Genomic DNA, 24,216 nt, shown 5'->3' with positions numbered 1-24,216 from the left:
ATCAATCAGATATCAGCGTCAGCCAGGTCATCAGCAGTCTCTTTGACTGGCGATGCTTTGACGTCCGGTGCTGGAGTCAGCAACTTGTCACGCAGTTGCTTCTCAAGCTTGGCGGCGATTTCCGGATTGTCTGCCAGGAACTTGGCCGAGTTGGCCTTGCCCTGACCGATCTTGGTGCCTTCATAGGCATACCAGGCGCCGGACTTCTCAACAAAACCGTGCAGAACCCCCAGGTCGATCATCTCGCCATTGAGGTAGATGCCCTTGCCGTAAAGGATCTGGAACTCGGCCTGACGGAACGGCGAAGCCACTTTGTTCTTCACGACCTTGACGCGGGTTTCACTGCCGACGACTTCATCACCTTCTTTCACCGCGCCAGTACGACGGATGTCCAGTCGAACCGAAGCGTAGAACTTCAGCGCGTTACCACCAGTGGTGGTTTCCGGGCTGCCGAACATCACGCCGATTTTCATACGGATCTGGTTGATGAAGATCACCAGACAGTTGGCGTTCTTGATGTTACCGGTGATTTTACGCAGAGCCTGGGACATCAGACGGGCTTGCAGGCCAACGTGCATGTCGCCCATTTCGCCTTCGATTTCTGCCTTTGGCACCAGAGCGGCCACGGAGTCGACAATGATCACGTCAACGGCGTTGGAACGCACCAGCATGTCGGTGATTTCAAGGGCCTGTTCGCCGGTGTCCGGCTGCGAAACCAGCAGGTCGTCGACGTTGACGCCCAGTTTGCCGGCGTACTCAGGATCAAGGGCGTGTTCGGCATCGACGAATGCGCAGGTCGCGCCGGCTTTTTGAGCCTGGGCGATCACGGACAGTGTCAGTGTGGTTTTACCGGAGGATTCAGGACCGTAGATTTCAACGATACGGCCTTTTGGCAGCCCGCCAATGCCGAGCGCGATGTCCAGACCCAGAGAGCCAGTGGAGATAGCCGGGATCGCCTGACGGTCCTGATCGCCCATACGCATTACGGCACCTTTGCCGAATTGACGTTCGATCTGACCCAGGGCCGCAGCCAAGGCTTTCTTCTTGTTGTCGTCCATTAAAGTCCTCACGTAATCAATAAGGCCTGACGGCCAACACCTGTATAAGTAGCCAGTATTATTCCACAGCGATTCAGGATCGCCTACCCCTGATTTGAGATTTCTGTGGCAGCATGGCGCAGCAGCCCCTCTAGCGCGGCCTTCACCGTTTGTCGGCGGACTTCGTCACGGTTGCCAGGGAAGTACTGCACCTCGCTGAACACCTGCTCACCGACGCCCCAGGCCAACCAGACCGTGCCCACCGGTTTGCTCGCAGAGCCGCCATCCGGCCCCGCCACACCGCTGACCGCCACGGCAAAATGGGCCCGACTCTGATCCTGTGCGCCGCGGACCATTGCCTCGACCACCTCGCGACTGACCGCCCCCACTGTCGAAAACAACTCGACCGGTACGTTCAATTGCTGGGTTTTCTGCCGGTTGGAGTAGGTGACATACCCGGCCTCAAACCACGCCGAACTCCCCGGAATACGGGTGATCGCCTCGCTGATCCCCCCGCCTGTGCAGGATTCGGCGGCCGTGACATGGGCATTGAGCACCTGCAAGCGTCGGCCCAGTTCAGCGGCCAGTTGGGTGATTTCTTTCACGGTCATCTCCTGAGCGAGCGGAAGCGGAATGAGAACTACCGTACACGAGCGCATCGCGCTTGCAAGGCGCAGGATCAATCAAAATGTGAGGGCGCTAGGGCTCTGATATGGGCCTGACAAGACCACAGGGCAATCAATCCATGGTCTCCGGTGTCAGGCATAACACCGTCCTCGCCCGCATCCACAGTTGCAGTCGATCCTGCAAACCGTTCAACCCTCCATTGATACGACGGGTAATACTGTTGAACTGGTCGCGGTCGGCGAGTTCGTTAAGATCGTTTTCCTCCCAGAACCAGGCGGCTGATTCGGCGGCCCATTGAGGTTTTTCCAACAGCTCCGGAATGAACAGCAAGCGATCATCGCCGAACAGTCCCAGACTGCATTCGCGATAACTGTCGCGGCCCGTGATCTGGATCAGGCCTCGGCCGCGGTACTTTTGGCCGTCGCCATCAGAGGCTGGTGAATTACCCAAACGACTGGCCAACTTACCTGTGTCGTATTTGCTCAAATACTGCTCACTGCCGAATTCACGCACGTACTGCAACTGGCCTGACTCGTGACCAACTTGCGCGATAAAGACAGCTATACGCTTCGGGGTGTTGATGCTGAAACGAGCCATGGCGGTGTTGAGCGCAGAAATAAAAACGCCCGCTTGAGAGCGGGCGTTGGGCATGATCTTTAAAACTTGCCCCTCTGTAAGCGACATAAAAGGTCCTCGATTTGCTTCTGTTTAGTAAAAGAAAAGTCAGAGCGGTAATGTATGAGTGGGTGTGAGTGGGCGCTACTGGCCATGGAAACCCGCATCCTTGCGGGTCGGATGCCGGTCGGCACCGCTGTTCGCCAATCCGTTGGACATGGATGTCAGTGATTCTGATGGGTGTCGTGCGGCGGCACCTCACACACGCCAATCCGCTTTGCCGCCCAGCGCTCATACAGCCCGATGGCAACGTCCGCCCCGGCCATGGCGGTGAGACATCCAAAAGCCCCCGCCGCCCAGATCGATACGCCGGCGGCGTACAACAGCATGATGGCCGACACCCCGCAGATCATGCAGGCTCCGGAGCGCAAGGCCAGACGCCGCAGCAATGACCAGCCACGAGCACCGTCCTTGTCGGCGCGCCACATTTCGCCGCAAATCCCGCCCACCAGGGCAAGGACAATGACGAGCCAGATCGGCATGTCCAGCAACGCTAGTTGCTCGTTTGTCATGTCGCGCCTCCTTGGGTGATTGATGGATGGCTCAATAAATGTGCTTCTTGAGGTGCCTGATGGTAGGCAGGCATTCCAAAAAGCCCGGCGATTGCCGTAATGCTCAAAAGCAATGGGTTTGAATTCAGGAAATGCTCCGTGCTCCGTGGGTAACCCGCAGGACGCCGGGTTAGCCGCGCCGGGCTTGGGATGGCCCATCGTGGCGACCCACGAAGCCATGCCTGAGCGACGCACCGAGTGGCGGGGCAAGAGCCTTTTGGTTACTTTTGGGCGCTCTCAAAAGTGACCCGCCGTAAGGGCGGTACCGCCAGAAGCCATCACCTGAAAAAACGGATGTACACCCAATCCAGGCATGCCCCTGCAACCCCCCAATCTAAAGTGAACAGCATTACGGCGATCGCCGGGCTTTTCAGTAATGCGGTCCTGCATTGACCTTTCGGTGCTACTGGCGCGGTACGAGTCCATTCATATTGTTTTTCCGACCGCGGTCCCTGCCCGCCGGATAACTGCTTCTGGTGCTTTACGCTGCACACCCGGGTCAGTTGCCTACCCTCTGAACCGTTGAGGCCGGTTCATCGCTGCCTTTGTGGTGGAACTGAAAACTTCATTTCGAGCTGCTTTGTTGAGCGGCTTGAGACAAAGAATATGCATGTATGCATACACAGTCAATGCATCAATGCATTTATTTATGCATCATGAATGCACTGACGCATTAGAGATCCCGAAGACAGAGACTCTAGAGGTTTCCAGATGGCGAAAAAAAACCGCCGAATGGCGGGCTTTATCAGAAGGTGGCGAAGTTAACGGGCGTACATGCCCCACCAGAAGACGTGACCGAGGATGACAATCTGCTCTTCCTGGATTTCCTGGAAGGTGTAGTCCTCGTCTGGGTGCTCATCGCGATTGAAGCTGCGCAGGCGAATGCCGGTCGGCAAGCGGTAGACCTGTTTTACCCGCAACTGGCCGTTATGGTTGATCGCATAAAGGTCGCCATCAACGATGTCGCCAATCCCGCACTTGCCGGCGTTCACGCCAACGGTGGCGCCATCGCGCAGCACCGGCAACATGCTGTTGCCGCGCACCGTCACGCATTTGGCCTGATCGAATTGCACGCCGTTGTGGCGCAAGCTGCGCTTGCCGAAGCGCAGGCTAGAGCGCTCGCTCTCTTCGATGACGAATCGTCCTGATCCAGCTGCCAATTCAACCTCGCGAAGAAAGGGGACCGATACCTCGTCTTCATCGACAGGGGTATCGTCGTCCCACAGACTTATGTCCTTGAGTCCGGAATGCACTTCATCTCGCGCAGCGCGGGCGACGGGCGCGACATCGGCGCGGCCACGCAACTGATCAGTGCTCACGGAAAAGTACTCGGCGATCTTCGAGATGTGTTTATCCGAAGGATCGACGATCTTCCCGCTGAGGATCCGCGAGAGTGTGGATTGAGGCACGCCGGTGCGACGGTGAAGCTCCGTGGGGGAGATCCCGTGATCATCGAGCAGTGCTCTCAAGACGGTAGAAACGTTGCGTTTTTGCATAACGCGCATAGTGCTTGTTCTTCTCGCCGAAAACAAATGCTGTTTTGCATAGATCGTGCATATCCGATGGAAATGTGCCCTCGGGCTTTCATGCCTGCGTCGGGCGGACCGCCCATGGTAATCTTGCGCCCATCGCGGAAAAGCCGGGCCGATGTCCCTCCTTTTGCCCTACACCTTTCAACGAGTTTTCCTGAATTTCCGATGAATAAAGCCATCTCCGATCTGTCTTCCCACACCCCAATGATGCAGCAGTACTGGCGCCTGAAGAACCAGCACCCTGACCAGTTGATGTTTTACCGCATGGGCGATTTCTACGAGATCTTCTACGAAGACGCGAAGAAGGCTGCGAAATTGCTGGACATCACCCTGACTGCTCGTGGGCAGTCGGCGGGCCAGGCGATTCCCATGTGCGGGATTCCTTACCATGCCGCGGAAGGTTACCTGGCGAAACTGGTCAAGCTCGGCGAGTCGGTAGTGATTTGTGAGCAGGTTGGAGATCCGGCGACCAGTAAAGGGCCGGTGGATCGTCAGGTGGTGCGGATCATCACACCGGGCACGGTCAGTGATGAAGCGCTGCTGGATGAGCGTCGGGACAACCTGATCGCCGCGGTGCTGGGTGACGAGCGTTTGTTTGGCCTGGCCGTGCTGGACATCACCAGTGGCAATTTCACGGTGCTGGAAATCAAGGGTTGGGAAAATCTGCTGGCGGAGCTGGAGCGGGTCAATCCGGTTGAACTGATGATCCCGGACGATTGGCCGAAGGATCTGCCGGCGGAAAAACGTCGCGGGGTTCGTCGCCGAGCACCGTGGGATTTCGAGCGTGACTCGGCGCTGAAAAGTCTGTGCCAGCAGTTCTCCACTCAGGACCTTAAAGGCTTTGGCTGCGAAAACCTGACCCTGGCCATCGGCGCCGCCGGTTGCCTGCTCAGCTACGCCAAGGAAACCCAGCGCACCGCCCTGCCGCATTTGCGCAGCCTGCGTCATGAGCGTCTGGACGACACCGTGGTGCTGGACGGCGCGAGCCGTCGCAACCTGGAACTGGACACCAACCTGGCCGGTGGTCGCGACAACACCCTGCAATCAGTAGTCGATCGCTGCCAGACCGCCATGGGCAGCCGTTTGCTGACCCGTTGGTTGAACCGTCCGCTGCGGGATTTGACCGTATTGCTGGCGCGTCAGACCTCGATCACTTGCCTGCTCGACGGTTACCGCTTCGAGAAACTGCAACCGCAGCTCAAGGAAATCGGCGACATCGAGCGGATTCTCGCGCGGATCGGCCTGCGCAACGCCCGCCCTCGCGACCTCGCTCGTCTGCGCGATGCACTGGGCGCGTTGCCTGAATTGCAAGTGGCGATGACCGAGCTGGAAGCGCCGCATATTATTCAACTGGCCAAGATCACCAGCACCTACCCGGAACTGGCGGCGCTGCTGGAAAAAGCCATCATCGACAACCCGCCTGCGGTGATCCGTGACGGCGGCGTGTTGAAGACCGGTTACGACAGCGAACTGGACGATCTGCAATCACTCAGCGAAAACGCCGGGCAGTTCCTGATTGATCTGGAAGCCCGCGAGAAAGCCCGCACCGGCCTGTCGCACCTGAAGGTCGGTTACAACCGCATTCATGGCTACTTCATTGAGTTACCGAGCAAGCAGGCCGAGTCGGCGCCGGCCGACTACATCCGCCGCCAGACGTTGAAAGGTGCCGAGCGTTTCATTACTCCGGAACTCAAGGCATTCGAGGACAAGGCGCTGTCGGCCAAGAGTCGTGCGCTGGCCCGCGAGAAAATGCTTTACGAAGCGCTGCTTGAAGACCTGATCGCCCAATTGCCTCCCCTGCAGGACACCGCCGCTGCGCTGGCCGAGCTGGACGTACTGAGCAACCTCGCCGAACGCGCGCTAAACCTCGACCTGAACTGCCCGCGTTTCGTCGACGAGCCCTGCATGCGCATCACCCAGGGGCGTCACCCGGTGGTCGAGCAAGTGCTGAGTACGCCGTTCGTGGCCAACGACCTGAGCCTCGACGACAACATACGCATGCTGGTGATCACTGGTCCGAACATGGGCGGTAAATCCACCTATATGCGTCAGACCGCCTTGATCGTGTTGCTCGCGCACATTGGCAGCTTCGTGCCAGCGGCCAGTTGCGAATTGTCCCTGGTGGACCGGATTTTCACCCGGATCGGTTCCAGCGATGACCTGGCGGGCGGCCGCTCGACCTTCATGGTTGAAATGAGCGAAACCGCGAACATTTTGCACAATGCCACCGAACGCAGTCTGGTGCTGATGGACGAAGTCGGCCGCGGCACCAGCACCTTCGACGGCCTGTCCCTGGCTTGGGCGGCTGCCGAGCGGCTGGCACATCTGCGCGCCTACACGCTGTTTGCCACCCACTACTTTGAGCTGACGGTGCTACCAGAGGCTCAACCGCTGGTGGCCAACGTTCACCTCAATGCCACCGAGCACAACGAACGCATCGTGTTCCTGCACCACGTGCTGCCCGGGCCTGCCAGCCAGAGTTACGGCTTGGCCGTGGCGCAATTGGCCGGTGTGCCGAGCGAAGTGATTGTGCGTGCTCGCGAGCATCTCGGTCGCCTGGAAGCCACCGCCCTGCCCCATGAAATACCTGCGCCTGCCAAGGGCAAACCGGCCGCGCCGCAGCAAAGCGACATGTTCGCCAACCTGCCCCACCCGGTGCTGGATGAATTGACCAAGCTCAATCTGGATGACATGACGCCGCGCCGTGCGCTCGAAATGCTCTATACACTGAAGAACCGGATCTAACGCACTTGCCTGCAAGCTGTTAGAATCTCGCGCGGTTTGGGATGCTGCTGGCTAATAGCCTGGCCAGCAGACTATCGCTCCCGAACCTGGCGACCCCAACGTGAAGGGGCTCCGCTGCCGCCGCCTGAGGAGAAAATTAGAAATGACCTTCGTCGTCACCGACAACTGCATCAAGTGCAAGTACACCGACTGCGTAGAAGTGTGTCCGGTGGACTGCTTTTACGAAGGCCCGAACTTCCTGGTAATTCACCCGGATGAGTGCATCGACTGCGCACTGTGCGAGCCAGAATGCCCTGCCGTGGCCATCTTCTCCGAAGATGAAGTTCCGGCAGAAATGCAGGAGTTTATTCAGCTGAACGTTGAACTGGCCGAAATCTGGCCCAACATCACTGAGAAGAAAGAATCCATGCCCGACGCTGAAGAGTGGGATGGCGTCAAAGGCAAGATCAAAGACCTCGAACGCTGATTTCCGCGCGTTCCCGAAAAGGCCCCTAGCGGGCCTTTTTGCTTTTCTACGAGCAAAAAAAGGGGCGGTTTGACCCGCCCACATTTTTTCCCTATTCCCTGTATTCCTTTTCATCGTCCTGATGAATCGCTTCCTGCGATGTCCGTTCCCCTCGTCCTTGAAGGGCGTGTCTGTCCGTCGACACAGTTCAGATACTAGAGGGTTCCCTGCCAGGTGCAATTGACCGGGATGGTAAAAAAAGTTTGCAATATGCTTTCAACAAAAATAAATACCCATATAAATCATGAAGATAGATATTTTCATGCAAGAAAATGGACGACTACTGCCCTGTAAAAATAACGAACACCTACGAAAGAGTAAGCAATCACTTACAGCTCAAGACTACAAACCAGCGAGAATTGCCACCCACTTGACAGGCAGTAAAAAACCCCGAGTCAGCCGGGGTTTCTTATTGCTGGTTGAGTCGATCGCTTATTGAAACAGCGATTCGCTCGACAGACCGTTCTTCTCGAGAATCTCTCGAAGACGCTTCAGGCCTTCCACCTGAATCTGTCTGACCCGTTCCCGGGTAAGGCCAATCTCCAGACCAACGTCTTCAAGCGTGCTGCTTTCGTGACCGCGCAAGCCGAAGCGACGTATAACCACTTCGCGTTGCTTGTCGGTCAATTCCGACAGCCACTGATCAATGCTTTGAGACAGGTCGTCGTCCTGCAGCAGCTCACAAGGGTCGGTTGGACGGTCATCAGTCAGGGTGTCCAGCAAGGTTTTATCCGAATCCGGACCCAGCGAGACGTCGACCGAAGAAACCCGCTCGTTCAAGCCGAGCATGCGCTTGACCTCGCCCACTGGTTTTTCCAGCAGGTTGGCGATTTCTTCGGGCGAGGGTTCATGATCGAGTTTTTGCGTCAGCTCCCGTGCGGCCCGCAGGTACACGTTCAGCTCCTTGACCACATGGATCGGCAACCGGATGGTCCGGGTCTGATTCATGATCGCGCGCTCGATGGTCTGACGAATCCACCAGGTTGCGTAGGTCGAAAAGCGGAAGCCGCGTTCGGGGTCGAACTTCTCCACTGCCCGGATCAGGCCGAGGTTGCCCTCTTCGATCAGGTCCAGCAGCGACAGCCCACGATTGACGTAACGCCGGGCGATTTTCACCACCAGCCGAAGGTTGCTTTCAATCATGCGCTTGCGCCCGGCAGGATCGCCACTTTGCGAAAGACGCGCAAAATGAACTTCTTCTTCCGGGGAGAGCAATGGGGAAAAGCCGATTTCATTGAGGTACAACTGCGTGGCATCGAGTGCCCGCGTGTAATCGATGTACTTGTGCTGTTTTAGCGAAGCGGAGTGTTTGGATTTAGCACGAGCAGAAGGTGGAGCAGCCCCTTCATCGCTCGACATCGAATCCGTGACGGTGCCGGTCTCCATCAGGAGAACCTCATCGTCGATGTCAAACTCCGGCACTTCTTTACTGAGAGCCATTGTTATAGTCCTTTGGTGAGTTCGACCTCAAGCTCAAGCGGCGCCTTTATCCTTGGCAACGCTGGAGCCTGTTCCCTCTACGTGACGGAACAGGCTGGCTAACAAATCAACGACGTGGCAGGAATTGCAGCGGATCTACAGGCTTACCTTGGCGGCGAATCTCAAAATGCAGTTTCACCCGGTCTGTACCCGTTGACCCCATTTCGGCAATTGTCTGTCCGACTTTGACCTGCTGCCCCTCCCGAACCAACAGCCTGCGGTTATGTCCGTAGGCACTGACGTAGGTTTCGCTGTGTTTGATGATGACTAACTCGCCGTAGCCCCTTAAGCCACTCCCGGCGTATACCACCGTCCCATCAGACGCAGCTAAAACAGGCTGTCCCAAATCTCCGGCGATATCAATTCCTTTATTCAAACTACCGTTTGAGGAGAATTTTCCAATCAGAATGCCATTAGATGGCCATCCCCAGCCGGTCGGGGCCGGGCCGGCGGGAGGCAGTGGAGCGGGTGCAGGTTTGTTGGCGACGGACGGTGCAACCACCGTGGTACTGGTAGTTGCGCCATTCGGCTGGCGCCGGATTACCGTGGTTTTCAGCGACGACGAAGGCGTTGAATCGGAGGTACTGGCGACCGCTGACGGCGTTGATCCGGTGCGACCATCGAAGCGAATTATCTGACCCGGATGGATCGTATAGGGTGTAGGAATATTGTTCCGTGCCGCGAGGGCTTTGTAGTCCCAGCCGTAGCGAAAAGCGATCGAGAATAGGGTGTCTTTTGGTCGAACCACATACTGGCCAGTCGTCGTTGCCGGACGTTGGGGGGCCGCGTTGTTGCGATCGACGACGCCGACGTTACTCGATTTTGTGCTGGAGCAACCGACCAGCAAGGTGCTCAAGACAAGGCCAGTCACCAGGCGCTGAAAGCTCGTTGTACTCATACGCTGCGCAATGACTGTGAGACTCACCCGCCGCTCCCTTTTTGGTGGCTGAAATTGTGGATTGCCGTGTTCCCGGCTCGAGATGTCGCAAGTATAACGGGCCGGACAGGCTTTACCTTTAATGAAGCGAATTCGCTCCGCGCACACGTTTGCTGACTGACGATAAATACCGTTTAACCAATCGATGCCGCTGTAAGACACGGCCAATCGAAGAGAATTCAGCACGCCAAAACAAATGCTCAGGCCAGTGGCCCGTTGAGTAATGGCACGAATCGCACCGACCCCAGAACACGTCGGGAAAAGCCGTTTTCTTCACGGATGATCAGCATTAATTGCTGCACTTCTCCGGAGCCGACGGGAATGACCAGGCGCCCACCCGGAGCCAATTGATCAAGCAAGGCCTGCGGCACATCAGTGGCCACCGCCGTGACGATAATACCGTTGTAAGGCGCCAGCGCAGGCCAGCCTTCCCAACCATCGCCCCAACGAAACACCACGTTGCGCAGGTTCAGCTCCACCAGGCGTTCCTTGGCCCGATCCTGCAAAACCTTGATGCGCTCCACCGAGAATACCCGCTCGACCAACTGCGACAGCACGGCCGTCTGGTAGCCCGAGCCGGTTCCGATTTCCATCACCTTGTCCAACGGACCTGCTTCCAGCAGCAACTCGCTCATGCGAGCTACCATGTAAGGCTGGGAGATGGTCTGGTTGTGTCCGATCGGCAGCGCCGTGTCTTCGTATGCGCGATGCGCCAGCGCCTCGTCGACGAACAAGTGACGCGGTGTACGGCGAATGACTTCCAACACTTTGGCGTTTGAAACACCCTCTTCATACAGGCGCTGGATAAGGCGTTCGCGGGTCCGCTGAGAAGTCATGCCGATGCCGCGGCGCAGCATATCGTCTTGTTCACGAGACATTAGCGCAGCCCCTCCAGCCAGCCATCGAGACTTCTGAAGGCATCGTTGAAGGTGCGATCCAGTTGCAGCGGGGTGATCGAAACGTAGCCCTGCATCACCGCATGGAAATCGGTGCCTGGGCCGCCATCTTCAGCATCCCCCGCGGCGGCGATCCAGTAACCGGACTTGCCCCGCGGATCCACCACTTTCATCGGCGCCGCAGCACGTGCGCGATGCCCGAGGCGGGTGAGCTGAATACCGCGGATATGGTCCAGCGGCAAGTTGGGAATGTTCACATTCAGTACCGTGCGCGGCGGCAGGTCAAGATCGCCATGGGCTTCAACCAATTTGCGCGCAAAGTAAGCGGCGGTAGACAGGTTCTCTATTTGTCGCGAGACAAAGGAAAAGGCAAACGAAGGACGCTCAAGAAAACGTCCCTCAAGGGCTGCCGCCACCGTACCGGAATACAACACGTCATCGCCTAGATTGGCGCCAAGGTTGATCCCCGAGACAACCATGTCCGGTTGCTGTTCCAACAAGCCATTAAGGCCCAGGTGCACGCAATCGGTGGGTGTGCCGTTCAAGCTGATGAAGCCGTTGGCCAGGGTTTGCGGGTGCAACGGACGGTCGAGCGTCAGCGAACTGCTGGCGCCGCTTTTGTCCTGGTCCGGGGCGATAACCACGCATTCGGTGTAATCCGCCAGCGCAGCATAAAGCGCGGCGAGACCGGGTGCGGCTACCCCATCGTCGTTAGAAATCAGAATACGCATGGGCTGTCCGTCTGCCCCACCGGCACCAGATCAACAAGCTCGCGCACCAATACGGTGGCAAAGCATCCGGCCGGGAGGACGAATTCCAGTTGCAGAATGTCAGGCTCGGGATAATGCCACGTCAACCCGCCAATGGGCAGCCGCAGGATGCGACGTTCGTGGCTCATACCGGCGTTAATCAACCAATCACGCAAGTCCGCTTCGCGAGCGGCGATGTCCTGCTCCAGTACATGGACAACGCCGGTCGCCGGCGAGTCACCTTCGCCCCACTGCGGGCCTGTCGGGTGCAGGTCGAGAATCGCCAGTCGCGGATCGCTGCACTCCGCTTCACCGGCCGGAAAGAAGCTACGGCTGTCGGTGAAGGCCAGCAGATCGCCGACCTGCGCTTGCTGCCATGTACCGTCGGCAACACGCGCCGCCAACACCTGGTTGAACAGAAAACTGCGCGCCGTCGAGAGCAGGCGCGAACGCACGTTGCGTTGCTCCGGTAACGCTTTACGCGCGGCCCAGGCCCGGGCATCGACCACGTTGCCGCCGTCAAAACCGAAACGCTGGGCACCGAAATAATTGGGAATACCTTGCTGGGCGATCAGTTGCAGCCGCTCTTCAATCGCGGCTTTGTCGCCGGCAAATTGCGTCAGGCGCAACGTGAAGCCATTGGCCGAGTGAGCACCGCGTTGCAACTTGCGTTTGTGCCGACCGGTCTGGAGGATTTTCAGCGTGTCGTTTTCCGCCGCCGACAGATCCGGGTCAGCCTTGCCTGGCAGCTGCACGCTGAACCATTGGCGCGTCAGCGCCTGACGGTCCTTGAGCCCGGCATAGCTGACCGTGCGCAATGGCACACCCGCTGCCTTGGCAATCCGCCGTGCGGCTTCCTCGGTATTCAACCCGCGTTTTTCCACCCAGATCCATAAATGCTCGCCATCACCGCTGAGGGGGATATTGAGCACTTCGTCGACCTGGAAATCTTCTGCCGTGGCTTTCAGGACAGCGGTGCCGAGCGCGTCACCATAGGCTCGCGGGCCGAGCAATTGCGATTCGTTCATGCGCGCAGCAACAAGGCAACGGAGTGCACGGCAATGCCTTCTTCGCGACCGACAAAACCAAGCTTTTCGGTGGTGGTAGCTTTCACGTTCACTTGATCCAACTCAACTTGAAGATCCGCGGCAATCAGCGCGCGCATCGATTCGATATGCGGGGCCATTTTTGGCGCCTGGGCAACAATGGTGTTATCAACGTTGCCGACTTTCCAGCCCTTGGCGTGGATCAGTGCGACGACATGACGCAACAGCATCCGGCTGTCGGCGCCCTTGTATGCAGGGTCGGTGTCCGGGAAATGTTTGCCGATATCACCCAGCGCGGCCGCGCCGAGCAAGGCATCGCTCAAGGCGTGCAGCAGGACGTCACCGTCGGAGTGAGCGAGCAGCCCGAAGCCATGTGCAATGCGCACGCCGCCCAGAGTAATGAAATCGCCTTCAGCGAAACGGTGCACATCATAGCCGTGGCCAATACGCATAAAAAACGCCCCGATTTTTGTCAGGGCGTGATTCTACCTGCTTTGTCGGAGATTAGGCGCCTAGAGCGCGCGCATGATGTTGCAAGTGGTCTTCGATGAAACTGGCGATGAAGAAATAGCTGTGGTCGTAGCCCGGTTGCAGGCGCAACGTCAGCGGATGACCGGCCAGTTTGGCGGCCTGTTGCAAGGCTTCAGGCTTGAGCTGAGTGGCGAGGAAATCGTCGCGATCACCTTGGTCGACCAGCAGCGGCAGCTTCTCGTCAGCCTCGGCGATCAGGGCGCAGGCATCCCATTCGCGCCACTTCGAACGGTCTTCCCCCAGGTAACGAGAGAAGGCCTTCTGACCCCATGGGCAGTCCATCGGATTGTTGATCGGCGAGAACGCCGACACCGATTGATAACGCCCCGGATGACGCAATGCGCAGACCAGGGCACCGTGGCCACCCATGGAGTGACCGCTGATGCCTCGTTTGTCCGATGCCGGGAAATGAGCCTCGACCAACGCCGGCAATTCCTGCACGACATAGTCATGCATCCGATAGTGACGCGACCACGGTTCCTGGGTCGCATTCAGATAGAACCCGGCGCCCAGACCGAAGTCCCAGGCGCCATCCGGATCACCCGGCACATCAGGACCGCGCGGGCTGGTGTCCGGCGCGACGATGATCAACCCCAGCTCGGCAGCCATGCGCAGGGCGCCGGCCTTGTGCATGAAGTTTTCGTCGGTGCAGGTCAGGCCGGACAACCAGTACAGCACTGGCAGCTTGCCGCCCTGCTCCGCTTGCGGCGGCAAGTACACGGCAAACACCATGTCGCAGCCGAGCACATCGGAACGGTGCCGGTAGCGTTTGTGCCAGCCGCCGAAGCTTTTCTGGCAGGAGATATTTTCCAGGCTCATGACCGACCTCAGAAATGGATGACGGAACGGATGCTCTTGCCTTCATGCATCAGGTCGAATGCCTTGTTGATATCTTCCAGGCCCATGGTGTGGGTGATGAACGTGTCCAGCGGGATTTCGCCGGTCTCGGCCATTTCGACGTAGCTTGGCAACTCGGTACGACCGCGCACGCCGCCGAATGCCGAACCGCGCCAGACGCGACCGGTGACCAGCTGGAATGGACGGGTGGAGATTTCCTGGCCGGCCCCGGCGACACCGATGATCACCGACTCGCCCCAGCCTTTGTGGCAGCACTCAAGGGCGGCGCGCATCAGTTGCACATTGCCGATGCACTCGAAGGAAAAGTCGACGCCGCCATCGGTCATGTCGACGATGACTTCCTGGATAGGACGGTCGAAGTCTTTCGGGTTCACGCAGTCTGTTGCACCCAGTTGCTTGGCGATCTCGAATTTGGCCGGGTTGATGTCAATGGCAATGATGCGGGCAGCCTTGGCTTTTACCGCGCCTATGACCGCCGACAGACCAATGCCGCCGAGGCCGAAAATAGCCACGGTATCACCCGGTTTCACCTTGGCCGTATTGAGCACCGCACCGATGCCGGTGGTGACACCGCAGCCCAGTAGGCAAACTTTTTCCAGTGGTGCTTCTTTAGGAATTTTGGCCACGGAGATTTCCGGCAGTACGGTGTATTCGGAAAACGTCGAAGTGCCCATGTAGTGGAAAATCGGCTGGCCCTTGTAGGAAAAGCGCGAAGTGCCATCTGGCATCAGGCCTTTGCCCTGAGTCGCGCGAATGGCCTGACACAGGTTGGTTTTGCCCGACAGGCAGAATTTGCACTGACGGCATTCCGGGGTGTACAGCGGGATCACATGATCGCCGACTGCAACCGAGGTCACGCCCTCACCGATGGCTTCAACCACGGCGCCACCTTCGTGACCCAGGATCGACGGGAAGATGCCTTCCGGATCCGCGCCGGACAGGGTGTAGGCATCGGTATGGCAAACACCGGAGGCAACCACACGCAACAGAACTTCGCCGGCCTTCGGCATGGCGACATCGACTTCGACGATCTCGAGGGGTTTCTTGGCCTCGAAGGCAACGGCAGCGCGCGACTTGATCATGTGGATTCTCCAGTGAATAAAAACGAGACAGGAAGTGTAATACACGGCTTTACGGTGAATAATCAGGACAAAAGCAAAACATTATTGCCATACAGGGATAATCAACGATGGCCGAAAGCCGCTGGGAAGGGATCGACGAATTCGTCGCCGTGGCTGAATGCAGTCAATTTACGGCCGCAGCGGAGCGTCTCGGGGTTTCTTCCTCCCATATCAGTCGACAAATCGTACGCCTTGAAGAGCGCCTGCAAACTCGTTTGCTGTACCGCAGCACCCGTCGGGTCACGCTGACCGAAGCCGGGCAAACCTTCCTGCAACATTGCCAGCGCCTGCAAGACGGTCGCGAAGAAGCCCTGCGCGCAGTGGGCGACTTGACCAGCGAACCCAAAGGCATGCTGCGCATGACCTGCGCCGTGGCGTACGGCGAGCGATTCATCGTGCCGCTGGTGACGCGCTTCATGGGGCTTTACCCGCAGCTGCGTGTCGACATCGAACTGAGCAACCGCCCGCTCGATCTGGTGCACGAAGGTCTGGATTTGGCAATTCGCCTTGGACGCCTGCAGGATTCGCGATTGGTTGCTACCCGCCTGGCGCCACGACGAATGTACCTGTGCGCCTCGCCGTCTTACCTGGAACGCTATGGCCGGCCGCACAGCTTGTCAGAACTGAGCCGCCACAACTGCCTTATTGGCAGCTCGGACATGTGGCAACTGGAACAGAACGGGCGGGAATTTTCGCAACGGGTCCAGGGAAGCTGGCGCTGCAACAGTGGGCAAGCGGTGCTGGATGCGGCATTGCAAGGCGTGGGGTTGTGTCAGCTGCCGGACTATTACGTGCTGGAGCATTTGAAAAACGGTGCATTGATTTCGTTGCTGGATGCGCATCAGCCACCGAACACGGCGGTGTGGGCGCTTTATCCGCAGCAACGGCATCTGTCGCCGAAGGTGCGCAAGTTGGTGGATTATTTGAAGGAAGGGTTGGCTGAGCGGCCGGAGTATCGGAGCTAAAGTATGTTTCAGTGCCAGTTTTGTTGACTGAGCTACCGCTTTCGCGAGCAAGCCCGCTCCCACATTCGACCGCATTCTTTCTGAAGAAACTCGGCTACATATGGGAGCGGCGGTGCGACGATTCGACTTGCTCGCGTAAGCAATTTGCCAGACACCACAGCAGTCAGCGGCGGTTGGACCAGCGCTGGCGCAACCACTCCAGATCTTCTGGACGCGTAACCTTGAGATTATCGGACCGCCCTTCAATCAATCGCGGCGCCAGACCCGACCACTCCATCGCCGAAGCTTCGTCAGTGATGACCGCATCAGCCACCAAACTGTCCGCCAACGCCCGATGCAGCGCGCCAAGGCGAAACATCTGCGGCGTATAAGCCTGCCAAATCACGCTGCGATCCACGGTTTCAACCACACGCCCGTGTTTGTCGACCCGCTTGAGGGTGTCGCGCGCCGGAACTGCCAGCAACCCGCCGACCGGATCATTTGCCAGCTCACCCAGCAATTTGTCCAGATCATCACGACTCAGATTCGGCCGTGCAGCATCGTGCACCAACACCCAGTCTTCATCATCAGCACCCAGCGCATGCAAATGCAGCAACGCATTCAGCACCGACCCGGAACGCTCCGCGGCGCCGTCAACCCGCTGAATTCGCGTATCGGCAGCACAAGCCAGGCTTGGCCAGTAAGGATCATCAACAGCAAGACTGACCACCAACCCTTTCAGGGACGGGTGATCAAGGAAACAGCCGAGGCTGTGTTCGAGAATAGTGCACCCGCCCAGTTGCAAGTATTGCTTGGGACGGTCAGCGGCCATACGGGCACCAACGCCCGCGGCAGGAATCACGGCCCAGAAGGCCGGTAACGGGGAATTCATCGAGCCAACTGGTAAAGGGTTTCACCGTCCTTGACCATGCCCAACTCATGGCGAGCCCGCTCTTCAACGGTCTCCATGCCTTTTTTCAACTCACCGACTTCGGCGTCCATGACCCGATTGCGCTCCAGCAACCCTTCGTTCTCAGCCTGTTGATCCTTGATCTGCTGAGTCAGCTCTGCCACTTGCGCCAGACTGCCATTACCCACCCACAGGCGGTATTGCAGGCCAGCCAGCAATAAGAGCAAGACGAGGAACAACCAATTGGGACTGCGCATCGAATATCAGGTTTCCAGTGAAAAAAGACAGCCATGCAAAAACATTGAAGCTTCTGATAGCACGAAGCCTGGAAAATCCAGGCTTGTGCTTATAAGGCATCAGATTAGTGGCAAATTCATCGCTGTAGCGACTTTTCCGACACAATCCGGTGTCTTTTTACCACGTAGCAATTAGCCGCGGAACTCGCTGCGGCCGTTGTACTTGGCTTTACCGTTCAACTGCTCTTCGATACGCAGCAGTTGGTTGTACTTGGAGACGCGGTCCGAACGGCACAGGGAACCGGTCTTGATCTGTCCAGCCGAGGTGCCCACAGCCAGGTCGGCGATAGTCGAATCTTCGGTTTCGCCGGAGCGGTGCGAGATCACGGCGGTGTAACCCGCGGCCTTGGCCATCTGGATGGCTTCCAGGGTTTCGGTCAGGGTGCCGATCTGGTTGAACTTGATCAGGATCGAGTTGGCGATCTTTTTATCGATGCCTTCTTTCAGGATCTTGGTGTTGGTCACGAACAGGTCGTCACCAACCAATTGGACTTTCTCGCCGATCTTGTCGGTGAGAATTTTCCAGCCAGCCCAGTCGGACTCGTCCAGGCCGTCTTCGATCGAGATGATCGGGTAGCGCTCGGTCAGGCCTTTGAGGTAGTCAGCAAAACCTTCAGCGGTGAATACCTGGCCTTCGCCGGACAGATTGTATTTACCGTCTTCGTAGAACTCGCTCGCCGCACAGTCCAGCGCCAGGGTCACGTCGGTGCCCAGCGTGTAACCGGCGTTGGCCACGGCTTCGGAGATCACTTTCAAAGCGTCTTCGTTGGAGGCCAGGTTCGGCGCGAAACCACCTTCGTCACCGACAGCAGTGCTCAGGCCACGGGCCTTCAGCACAGCTTTGAGGTGATGGAAAATTTCGGTGCCCATGCGCAGGCCTTCCGAGAAAGACTTGGCGCCAACCGGCTGAACCATGAATTCCTGGATGTCGACGTTGTTATCGGCATGCTCGCCACCGTTGATGATGTTCATCATCGGGACCGGCATCGAGTAAACACCCGGGGTGCCGTTCAGGTTGGCGATGTGGGCGTACAGCGGCAGGTCCTGGTCCTGTGCTGCCGCCTTGGCCGCAGCCAGGGAAACAGCGAGGATCGCGTTGGCGCCCAGGGAACCTTTGTTTTCAGTACCGTCGAGCTTGATCATCGCGTGATCCAGCGCTTTCTGGTCGCTTGGGTCCATGCCTTTCAACAGGTCACGGATCGGACCGTTGATGTTGGCCACGGCTTTCAGAACGCCCTTGCCCAGGTAACGGCCCTTGTCGCCATCACGCAGCTCGAGTGCTTCACGCGAGCCAGTGGAAGCACCGGATGGCGCGCAGGCGCTGCCGATGATGCCGTTATCGAGAAGCACGTCCGCTTCCACGGTGGGATTGCCACGGGAGTCGAGAACTTCACGACCTTTGATGTCGACGATTTTTGCCATTGTTGTAAACACTCCAAAGTTGACGAAAACGACGCAGCTAGAGGAAATCTTTTTACCGTCGGCAAGTGGTGTACAGCGGGCAGACTTGCGGACGACAAGGCTCAGGCCCGAGGGCCTGAGCAACAAATCGTGCGGTACTTTACCGGAGAATTGAGGTTTACGCGGTTTCTACCGTCGGAAAACTCTTCACCAGTTCGTCCAACGCTTTGAGCTGGGCCAGGAATGGCTCCAGTTTGTCCAGACGCAAGGCGCAAGGGCCGTCGCATTTGGCGTTGTCCGGGTCCGGGTGGGCTTCGAGGAACAGGCCGGCCAGCGACTGGCTCATGCCAGCCTTTGCCAGATCCGTCACCTGGGCACGACGACCACCGGCGGAATCGGAGCGACCACCGGGCATTTGCAGCGCGTGGGTCACGTCGAAAAACACCGGGTATTCGAACTGCTTCATGATGCCGAAGCCGAGCATGTCGACGACCAGGTTGTTGTAGCCGAAGCTCGAACCACGCTCGCAGAGGATCAACTGATCGTTGCCCGCTTCCACGCACTTGCTCAGGATGTGTTTCATCTCGTGCGGGGCGAGGAACTGGGCTTTCTTGATGTTGATCACCGCCCCGGTCTTGGCCATCGCGACCACGAGGTCGGTCTGGCGCGACAGGAAGGCCGGCAACTGGATGATGTCGCAGACTTCAGCGACGACCGCGGCCTGGTCAGGCTCGTGGACGTCGGTGATGATCGGCACGCCGAAGGCTTGCTTGATGTCCTGGAAAATCCGCATGCCCTCTTCCAGGCCGGGGCCACGGTAAGAGGTTACAGAGGAACGGTTGGCCTTGTCGAAGCTGGCCTTGAACACATAAGGGATACCGAGCTTCTCGGTAACCTTCACATACTCTTCGCAGACCTGCATCGCCATGTCGCGGCTTTCCAGCACGTTCATGCCACCGAAAAGCACCATTGGCTTGTCGTTGGCAATCTCGATATCGCCTACGCGGATGATCTTCTGCGCCATCAGATTTATGCCTTCTTCTGGTGTTGAATCAATGCTGCTTTAACGAAACCGCTGAACAACGGGTGACCGTCGCGTGGCGTCGAGGTGAACTCAGGGTGGAACTGGCAAGCGACGAACCATGGATGATCCGGGGCTTCGACCACTTCAACCAGCGCGCCATCACCGGAGCGACCGGAGATTTTCAGGCCGGCTTCCATGATCTGCGGCAGCAGGTTGTTGTTCACTTCGTAGCGGTGACGGTGACGCTCGACGATGACGTCCTTGGCGTAGCAGTCGTGCACCAGCGAACCCGGCTCCAGCAGGCAATCCTGTGCGCCGAGGCGCATGGTGCCGCCCAGGTCGGACGATTCGGTGCGGGTTTCGACCGCGCCGGTAGCGTCTTCCCACTCGGTGATCAGCCCCACGACCGGATGGCCGCTGGCACGATCGAATTCGGTGGAGTTGGCGTCTTTCCAGCCCAGCACGTTACGAGCGAACTCGATCACGGCCACTTGCATGCCCAGGCAGATGCCCAGATATGGAACCTTGTTTTCGCGAGCGTATTGAACGGCGGTAATCTTGCCTTCCACGCCACGCAGACCGAAGCCGCCCGGTACGAGGATCGCATCAACACCTTCCAGCAGCGCGGTGCCCTGGTTCTCGATGTCTTCGGAATCGATGTAGCGCAGGTTGACCTTGGTGCGATTGCTGATGCCGGCGTGACTCATCGCTTCAATCAGCGACTTGTAGGCGTCCAGCAGTTCCATGTACTTGCCGACCATCGCGATGGTGACTTCGTGTTCCGGGTTCAGCTTGGCGTCAACCACGGCTTCCCACTCAGAGAGGTCAGCGCTGCCGCATTGCAGGCCGAAACGCTCGACGACGAAATCATCCAGGCCCTGGGAGTGCAGAATGCCCGGGATCTTGTAGATGGTGTCAGCATCTTCCAGCGCGATCACCGCACGTTCTTCAACGTTGGTGAATTGCGCGATCTTGCGGCGCGAAGAGATGTCGATCGGGTGATCGGAACGGCAAACCAGCACGTCCGGCTGCAGGCCAATGGAACGCAGTTCCTTGACCGAGTGCTGGGTCGGCTTGGTTTTGGTTTCGCCGGCAGTGGCGATGTACGGCACCAGTGTCAAGTGCATCAGCATCGCGCGCTTGGCGCCGACTTCGAAACGCAATTGGCGGATTGCTTCCAGGAACGGTTGCGACTCGATGTCACCCACGGTGCCACCGATCTCGACCATCGCCACGTCGGCATCGCCGGCGCCCTTGATGATCCGGCGCTTGATTTCGTCGGTGATGTGCGGGATCACCTGGATGGTTGCGCCCAGGTAATCACCACGGCGCTCTTTGCGCAGCACGTGTTCGTAGACACGCCCGGTGGTGAAGTTGTTGTTCTGGGTCATGGTCGTGCGAATGAACCGCTCGTAGTGGCCCAGGTCCAGGTCGGTCTCGGCGCCGTCGTGGGTGACGAACACTTCACCGTGCTGGAACGGGCTCATGGTGCCCGGGTCAACGTTGATGTACGGGTCCAGCTTCAGCATGGTGACCTTAAGTCCCCGCGCCTCCAGGATGGCCGCCAATGAAGCCGATGCGATGCCTTTCCCCAATGAAGAAACAACACCGCCCGTGACGAATATGTAGCGCGTCATGAAAAACCCTAGAAGTCTGCGTTAAAGCGGTCCGAGCCGCCGGGGAAAGCGAAGGAAGGCCGAAGCCCCCGATCACCTGCATTAATCACAGTGCACCTTTCAAAAAAACCGCCGCGGTGGGACAGACCGGCAGATGAAACACCGGTACGTTGCTCGCTACACATTTTTTGGAATCGCCCAGCAAAGACTGCTTGGTAATCGGCAACTCCTGCAATTCAGGCGAATCCACAGAAGTTGTATCAAGAAGGGAGCGTAGTCTACCGGAAAGCCCCTTTCAGCTCAAACCTTGATCTTAGCCCGGTGGCTGCCAATGCAAATGCCAGCCATCCTGCCCACTTCCATTGAGGCCTTGTACATTGGCCACTGCCAGCAATTGCTTGCCGCGAAAGAGCAGCGGCAATCTGCCACGGGCGAAGGCCGGAACCCCGCGTTCATTGAGCAAACGCTTGAGGTCGCGGTGGCCGCGATCAGCCAAATGCATGACCTCGCCTCCCCCACGATAGCGGATTTGCAGCGAGCCATCGGGGATTTGCCCGGTGAGCGTGACCCAACCATTTTCCGGTAACGTCAGCGACCACGAGGGATCGGTCCATTGCATGGCAGGCGGTGGATTGCTCAGCCAACAGCCCGACAGCCACCAGATACGCCCGGCCGAGCGATGCAACTCGCCATCTGCCAGCCGCCAGACTGGACGCGCATCACCGGTGGCGTCGCGCAAATCTCCCCAACCCGACCAATGGTCGCTGTCCGGCAAACGGGTCAGCGCCGCAAGCCAGTGGCTTAGCGCATTGCGTTGGCGCGCGGCGGAGCGCAGTAAAAGAGGAGCGAGTGCCAATGAGGGCACGCCCAGCCAGTCGAAGTCATTAACCGTCGTTGCTTCAGCCAGATCGATGTGTGCCAGCTCATCCAGCAATACCTGCGCTTCGCTCAAGTGTGCGGCGCTACGAGCCATGGTCGCCATCGCTTGCGGCCAGCGCTCAGTCAATACCGGGAACACCTCATGCCGGAGGTAGTTGCGCGAAAACTGCCGATCCTGGTTCGAGGGGTCCTCTATCCAGTTCAGCTGATGTTCTGCGGCATAGGCTTCAAGTTCGGCGCGACTGACGTCCAGCAATGGCCGCAGCAGATGACCCCGACCCAACGGACGTGCGCTCGGCATCCCCGACAGACCTCGCACCCCTGCCCCGCGCAACAGCCGAAACAACAGGGTTTCCGCCTGATCGTCGCGGTGCTGTGCGGTCAGCAGCAGCTCTTGGGTCTGGGTGGCTTCAACGAAGGCGCCATAGCGCGCATCCCGGGCGGCACGCTCAAGGCTGGCGCCGGGCCGAACATCAACGTGAACCACTTGTAGCGGCACACACAAGGCATCACAGACGGACTGACAATGTGCTGGCCACGCATCTGCCGCAGGCTGAAGGCCGTGGTGGACATGAATGGCACTGAGCGCGGGCAAGGATTGGGTTTTTGCCAGGTGAGCGAGCAAGTGCAGCAGCACCGTGGAATCCAGCCCCCCGCTGAAAGCGATGCGCCAGGCCGTAGCGTTGCGCCACGGTTTCAGATTCAGCAAAAGCCTGGCGGGCAAATCAATTGTGAGCCGATCCATAACTTTCCCTTTGCACAAATCAAATGTGGGAGCGAGCTTGCTCGCGAAGGCGGCTTAACATTCAACACATTCGTTGCCTGTTATACCGCCTTCGCGAGCAAGCTCGCTCCCACATGGGAAAAGCGAGGTCAGTTCAGAGACCGTAGCTCATCAGTCGCGCGTAACGACGGGCCAGCAGCGCGTCGTTGTCGAACTTCTTCAGCATCGCCAGTTGCGAGCTCAGTTCTGCACGGATCGAGGCGGCCGCAGCAGCCGGGTCACGGTGTGCACCGCCCAATGGCTCGCTGATCACCTTGTCCACAATACCCAGGCCTTTCAGGCGTTCGGCGGTGATACCCATCGCTTCAGCAGCATCCGGCGCTTTTTCGGCGGTTTTCCACAGAATCGAGGCGCAACCTTCCGGCGAAATCACTGCGTAGGTCGAGTACTGAAGCATGTTCAGCTGGTCGCAAACGCCAATCGCCAACGCACCACCGGAACCACCTTCACCGATCACGGTGGCGATAATGGGGGTTTTCAGACGCGACATGACGCGCAGGTTCCAGGCAATCGCTTCGCTCTGGTTACGCTCTTCAGCGTCGATACCTGGGTAAGCGCCCGGGGTGTCGATGAAGGTCAGGATCGGCATCTTGAAGCGTTCGGCCATTTCCATCAGGCGGCACGCCTTGCGGTAGCCTTCCGGACGCGGCATGCCGAAGTTGCGGCGGACTTTCTCGCGCACTTCACGGCCTTTCTGGTGACCGATGATCATCACCGGCTGGTCGTCCAGACGGGCAATGCCGCCGACGATGGCAGCGTCATCGGAGAAGTGACGGTCACCGTGCAACTCGTCGAACTCGGTGAAGATGTGTTCGATGTAGTCCAGGGTATAAGGACGCTTCGGGTGACGCGCCAGACGTGCGATCTGCCAGCTGGTCAGCTTGCCGAAGATGTCTTCGGTCAGCGTGCTGCTTTTGTCCTGCAGGCGGGAGATCTCATCGCCGATATTCAGCGAATTGTCGTTACCGACCAAGCGCAACTCTTCGATCTTGGCTTGCAGGTCGGCGATCGGCTGTTCGAAATCTAGAAAATTCGGGTTCATAGGCGTCCGTCTTGGGTCGACGTCCAAGAGA

At 58.3% G+C, this 24,216-nt stretch carries 23 protein-coding genes; 3 read left to right on the top strand and 20 right to left on the bottom strand.

Annotation, left to right across the window (positions count from 1 at the left end; translation table 11 throughout):
- Positions 1-5 precede the first annotated feature (5 nt).
- The 5 genes from recA to NL116_RS06480 all read right to left on the bottom strand — a co-directional run bounded on the left by recA (position 6) and on the right by NL116_RS06480 (position 4,386).
- Positions 6-1,058 carry a recombinase RecA gene (gene recA / locus NL116_RS06500; RefSeq protein ID WP_007907270.1) on the bottom strand — a complete coding sequence of 351 codons (1,053 nt, stop codon included), beginning with the start codon at positions 1,056-1,058 and terminating at the stop codon, positions 6-8.
- An 83-nt stretch (positions 1,059-1,141) separates the two neighbouring features.
- The gene (locus tag NL116_RS06495; RefSeq protein ID WP_494376479.1) at positions 1,142-1,642 is read right to left on the bottom strand and encodes a CinA family protein; all 501 of its coding nucleotides are present in this window, start codon (positions 1,640-1,642) and stop codon (positions 1,142-1,144) included.
- 133 nt (positions 1,643-1,775) lie between these two features.
- Complete coding sequence (locus NL116_RS06490) at positions 1,776-2,348, bottom strand: glycoside hydrolase family 19 protein (protein WP_494376478.1); 573 nt, start codon at positions 2,346-2,348, stop codon at positions 1,776-1,778.
- A gap of 155 nt (positions 2,349-2,503) precedes the next feature.
- Complete coding sequence (locus NL116_RS06485; protein WP_494376477.1) at positions 2,504-2,851, bottom strand: phage holin family protein; 348 nt, start codon at positions 2,849-2,851, stop codon at positions 2,504-2,506.
- Between the two features lie 800 nt (positions 2,852-3,651).
- Positions 3,652-4,386 carry an XRE family transcriptional regulator gene (locus NL116_RS06480; RefSeq protein ID WP_494378013.1) on the bottom strand — a complete coding sequence of 245 codons (735 nt, stop codon included), beginning with the start codon at positions 4,384-4,386 and terminating at the stop codon, positions 3,652-3,654.
- A gap of 213 nt (positions 4,387-4,599) precedes the next feature.
- Here NL116_RS06480 and mutS point away from each other — a divergent pair, with 213 nt between their 5' ends.
- Both mutS and fdxA read left to right on the top strand, forming a co-directional pair.
- Positions 4,600-7,167: a DNA mismatch repair protein MutS gene (gene mutS, locus NL116_RS06475; protein ID WP_494378012.1), complete on the top strand. Its 2,568-nt coding sequence runs from the start codon at positions 4,600-4,602 to the stop codon at positions 7,165-7,167.
- Positions 7,168-7,309: 142 nt separating this feature from the next.
- Positions 7,310-7,633, top strand: a complete 324-nt coding sequence (gene fdxA, locus NL116_RS06470) for a ferredoxin FdxA (protein ID WP_140666315.1) — start codon at positions 7,310-7,312, stop codon at positions 7,631-7,633.
- A gap of 471 nt (positions 7,634-8,104) precedes the next feature.
- On the opposite strand, the gene rpoS is transcribed toward fdxA, so the two are convergent.
- The 8 genes from rpoS to NL116_RS06430 form a co-directional block, all read right to left on the bottom strand.
- Positions 8,105-9,112 carry an RNA polymerase sigma factor RpoS gene (gene rpoS / locus NL116_RS06465; protein ID WP_494376476.1) on the bottom strand — a complete coding sequence of 336 codons (1,008 nt, stop codon included), beginning with the start codon at positions 9,110-9,112 and terminating at the stop codon, positions 8,105-8,107.
- Between the two features lie 106 nt (positions 9,113-9,218).
- Positions 9,219-10,076 (bottom strand): peptidoglycan DD-metalloendopeptidase family protein, encoded by an 858-nt coding sequence (locus NL116_RS06460; protein ID WP_494378011.1) that lies wholly within the window; start codon positions 10,074-10,076, stop codon positions 9,219-9,221.
- Positions 10,077-10,288: 212 nt separating this feature from the next.
- Positions 10,289-10,924: a protein-L-isoaspartate(D-aspartate) O-methyltransferase gene (locus NL116_RS06455; protein ID WP_197678969.1), complete on the bottom strand. Its 636-nt coding sequence runs from the start codon at positions 10,922-10,924 to the stop codon at positions 10,289-10,291.
- 41 nt (positions 10,925-10,965) lie between these two features.
- Entirely contained in the window at positions 10,966-11,715 is a 750-nt protein-coding gene (gene surE, locus NL116_RS06450; RefSeq protein WP_494376475.1) for a 5'/3'-nucleotidase SurE, read from the bottom strand.
- Positions 11,703-12,761, bottom strand: coding sequence for a tRNA pseudouridine(13) synthase TruD (gene truD / locus NL116_RS06445; protein WP_494376474.1), 1,059 nt, complete (start codon positions 12,759-12,761; stop codon positions 11,703-11,705). The genes surE and truD overlap by 13 nt, the downstream gene beginning before the upstream one ends.
- Complete coding sequence (gene ispF, locus NL116_RS06440) at positions 12,758-13,231, bottom strand: 2-C-methyl-D-erythritol 2,4-cyclodiphosphate synthase (RefSeq protein WP_494376473.1); 474 nt, start codon at positions 13,229-13,231, stop codon at positions 12,758-12,760. The genes truD and ispF overlap by 4 nt, the downstream gene beginning before the upstream one ends.
- Positions 13,232-13,283: 52 nt before the next feature.
- A complete protein-coding gene (gene fghA, locus NL116_RS06435) occupies positions 13,284-14,129 on the bottom strand; it encodes an S-formylglutathione hydrolase (protein WP_494376472.1) in 846 nt (281 codons plus the stop codon).
- An 8-nt stretch (positions 14,130-14,137) separates the two neighbouring features.
- Positions 14,138-15,250, bottom strand: coding sequence for an S-(hydroxymethyl)glutathione dehydrogenase/class III alcohol dehydrogenase (locus NL116_RS06430; RefSeq protein WP_033059912.1), 1,113 nt, complete (start codon positions 15,248-15,250; stop codon positions 14,138-14,140).
- 107 nt (positions 15,251-15,357) lie between these two features.
- Here NL116_RS06430 and NL116_RS06425 point away from each other — a divergent pair, with 107 nt between their 5' ends.
- Positions 15,358-16,254, top strand: a complete 897-nt coding sequence (locus NL116_RS06425; protein ID WP_494376471.1) for a LysR substrate-binding domain-containing protein — start codon at positions 15,358-15,360, stop codon at positions 16,252-16,254.
- Positions 16,255-16,417: 163 nt separating this feature from the next.
- Here NL116_RS06425 and ispD read toward each other — a convergent pair whose 3' ends face one another.
- From ispD to NL116_RS06390, 7 genes are all read right to left on the bottom strand, one after another.
- Entirely contained in the window at positions 16,418-17,125 is a 708-nt protein-coding gene (gene ispD / locus NL116_RS06420) for a 2-C-methyl-D-erythritol 4-phosphate cytidylyltransferase (RefSeq protein ID WP_494376470.1), read from the bottom strand.
- Positions 17,122-17,400: a cell division protein FtsB gene (ftsB, locus tag NL116_RS06415; RefSeq protein ID WP_027924988.1), complete on the bottom strand. Its 279-nt coding sequence runs from the start codon at positions 17,398-17,400 to the stop codon at positions 17,122-17,124. The genes ispD and ftsB overlap by 4 nt, the downstream gene beginning before the upstream one ends.
- A 171-nt stretch (positions 17,401-17,571) precedes the next feature.
- The gene (eno, locus tag NL116_RS06410; RefSeq protein WP_494376469.1) at positions 17,572-18,861 is read right to left on the bottom strand and encodes a phosphopyruvate hydratase; all 1,290 of its coding nucleotides are present in this window, start codon (positions 18,859-18,861) and stop codon (positions 17,572-17,574) included.
- 157 nt (positions 18,862-19,018) lie between these two features.
- Positions 19,019-19,864: a 3-deoxy-8-phosphooctulonate synthase gene (kdsA, locus tag NL116_RS06405; RefSeq protein WP_007949350.1), complete on the bottom strand. Its 846-nt coding sequence runs from the start codon at positions 19,862-19,864 to the stop codon at positions 19,019-19,021.
- A gap of 5 nt (positions 19,865-19,869) precedes the next feature.
- A complete protein-coding gene (gene pyrG, locus NL116_RS06400; RefSeq protein ID WP_046029209.1) occupies positions 19,870-21,501 on the bottom strand; it encodes a CTP synthase in 1,632 nt (543 codons plus the stop codon).
- Positions 21,502-21,793: 292 nt separating this feature from the next.
- Positions 21,794-23,104: a tRNA lysidine(34) synthetase TilS gene (tilS, locus tag NL116_RS06395; protein WP_494376468.1), complete on the bottom strand. Its 1,311-nt coding sequence runs from the start codon at positions 23,102-23,104 to the stop codon at positions 21,794-21,796.
- A gap of 133 nt (positions 23,105-23,237) precedes the next feature.
- A complete protein-coding gene (locus NL116_RS06390) occupies positions 23,238-24,185 on the bottom strand; it encodes an acetyl-CoA carboxylase carboxyltransferase subunit alpha (protein WP_027924984.1) in 948 nt (315 codons plus the stop codon).
- Positions 24,186-24,216: the final 31 nt, after the last annotated feature.

The sequence above is a fragment of the Pseudomonas sp. FBCC-B1667 genome (genome assembly GCF_059133255.1).
This window is presented reverse-complemented; position numbering and strand designations above follow the sequence as displayed.

Bases quoted from the DNA above. Each gene is read 5' to 3' on its own strand.
- recA (WP_007907270.1), bottom strand. From the start codon at position 1,058: ATGGACGACAACAAGAAGAAAGCCTTGGCTGCGGCCCTGGGTCAGATC.
- NL116_RS06490 (WP_494376478.1), bottom strand. From the start codon at position 2,348: ATGTCGCTTACAGAGGGGCAAGTTTTAAAGATCATGCCCAACGCCCGC.
- NL116_RS06485 (WP_494376477.1), bottom strand. From the start codon at position 2,851: ATGACAAACGAGCAACTAGCGTTGCTGGACATGCCGATCTGGCTCGTC.
- NL116_RS06480 (WP_494378013.1), bottom strand. From the start codon at position 4,386: ATGCAAAAACGCAACGTTTCTACCGTCTTGAGAGCACTGCTCGATGAT.
- fdxA (WP_140666315.1), top strand. From the start codon at position 7,310: ATGACCTTCGTCGTCACCGACAACTGCATCAAGTGCAAGTACACCGAC.
- rpoS (WP_494376476.1), bottom strand. From the start codon at position 9,112: ATGGCTCTCAGTAAAGAAGTGCCGGAGTTTGACATCGACGATGAGGTT.
- NL116_RS06455 (WP_197678969.1), bottom strand. From the start codon at position 10,924: ATGACTTCTCAGCGGACCCGCGAACGCCTTATCCAGCGCCTGTATGAA.
- surE (WP_494376475.1), bottom strand. From the start codon at position 11,715: ATGCGTATTCTGATTTCTAACGACGATGGGGTAGCCGCACCCGGTCTC.
- truD (WP_494376474.1), bottom strand. From the start codon at position 12,761: ATGAACGAATCGCAATTGCTCGGCCCGCGAGCCTATGGTGACGCGCTC.
- ispF (WP_494376473.1), bottom strand. From the start codon at position 13,231: ATGCGTATTGGCCACGGCTATGATGTGCACCGTTTCGCTGAAGGCGAT.
- fghA (WP_494376472.1), bottom strand. From the start codon at position 14,129: ATGAGCCTGGAAAATATCTCCTGCCAGAAAAGCTTCGGCGGCTGGCAC.
- NL116_RS06430 (WP_033059912.1), bottom strand. From the start codon at position 15,250: ATGATCAAGTCGCGCGCTGCCGTTGCCTTCGAGGCCAAGAAACCCCTC.
- NL116_RS06425 (WP_494376471.1), top strand. From the start codon at position 15,358: ATGGCCGAAAGCCGCTGGGAAGGGATCGACGAATTCGTCGCCGTGGCT.
- ispD (WP_494376470.1), bottom strand. From the start codon at position 17,125: ATGAATTCCCCGTTACCGGCCTTCTGGGCCGTGATTCCTGCCGCGGGC.
- ftsB (WP_027924988.1), bottom strand. From the start codon at position 17,400: ATGCGCAGTCCCAATTGGTTGTTCCTCGTCTTGCTCTTATTGCTGGCT.
- eno (WP_494376469.1), bottom strand. From the start codon at position 18,861: ATGGCAAAAATCGTCGACATCAAAGGTCGTGAAGTTCTCGACTCCCGT.
- kdsA (WP_007949350.1), bottom strand. From the start codon at position 19,864: ATGGCGCAGAAGATCATCCGCGTAGGCGATATCGAGATTGCCAACGAC.
- pyrG (WP_046029209.1), bottom strand. From the start codon at position 21,501: ATGACGCGCTACATATTCGTCACGGGCGGTGTTGTTTCTTCATTGGGG.
- tilS (WP_494376468.1), bottom strand. From the start codon at position 23,104: ATGGATCGGCTCACAATTGATTTGCCCGCCAGGCTTTTGCTGAATCTG.
- NL116_RS06390 (WP_027924984.1), bottom strand. From the start codon at position 24,185: ATGAACCCGAATTTTCTAGATTTCGAACAGCCGATCGCCGACCTGCAA.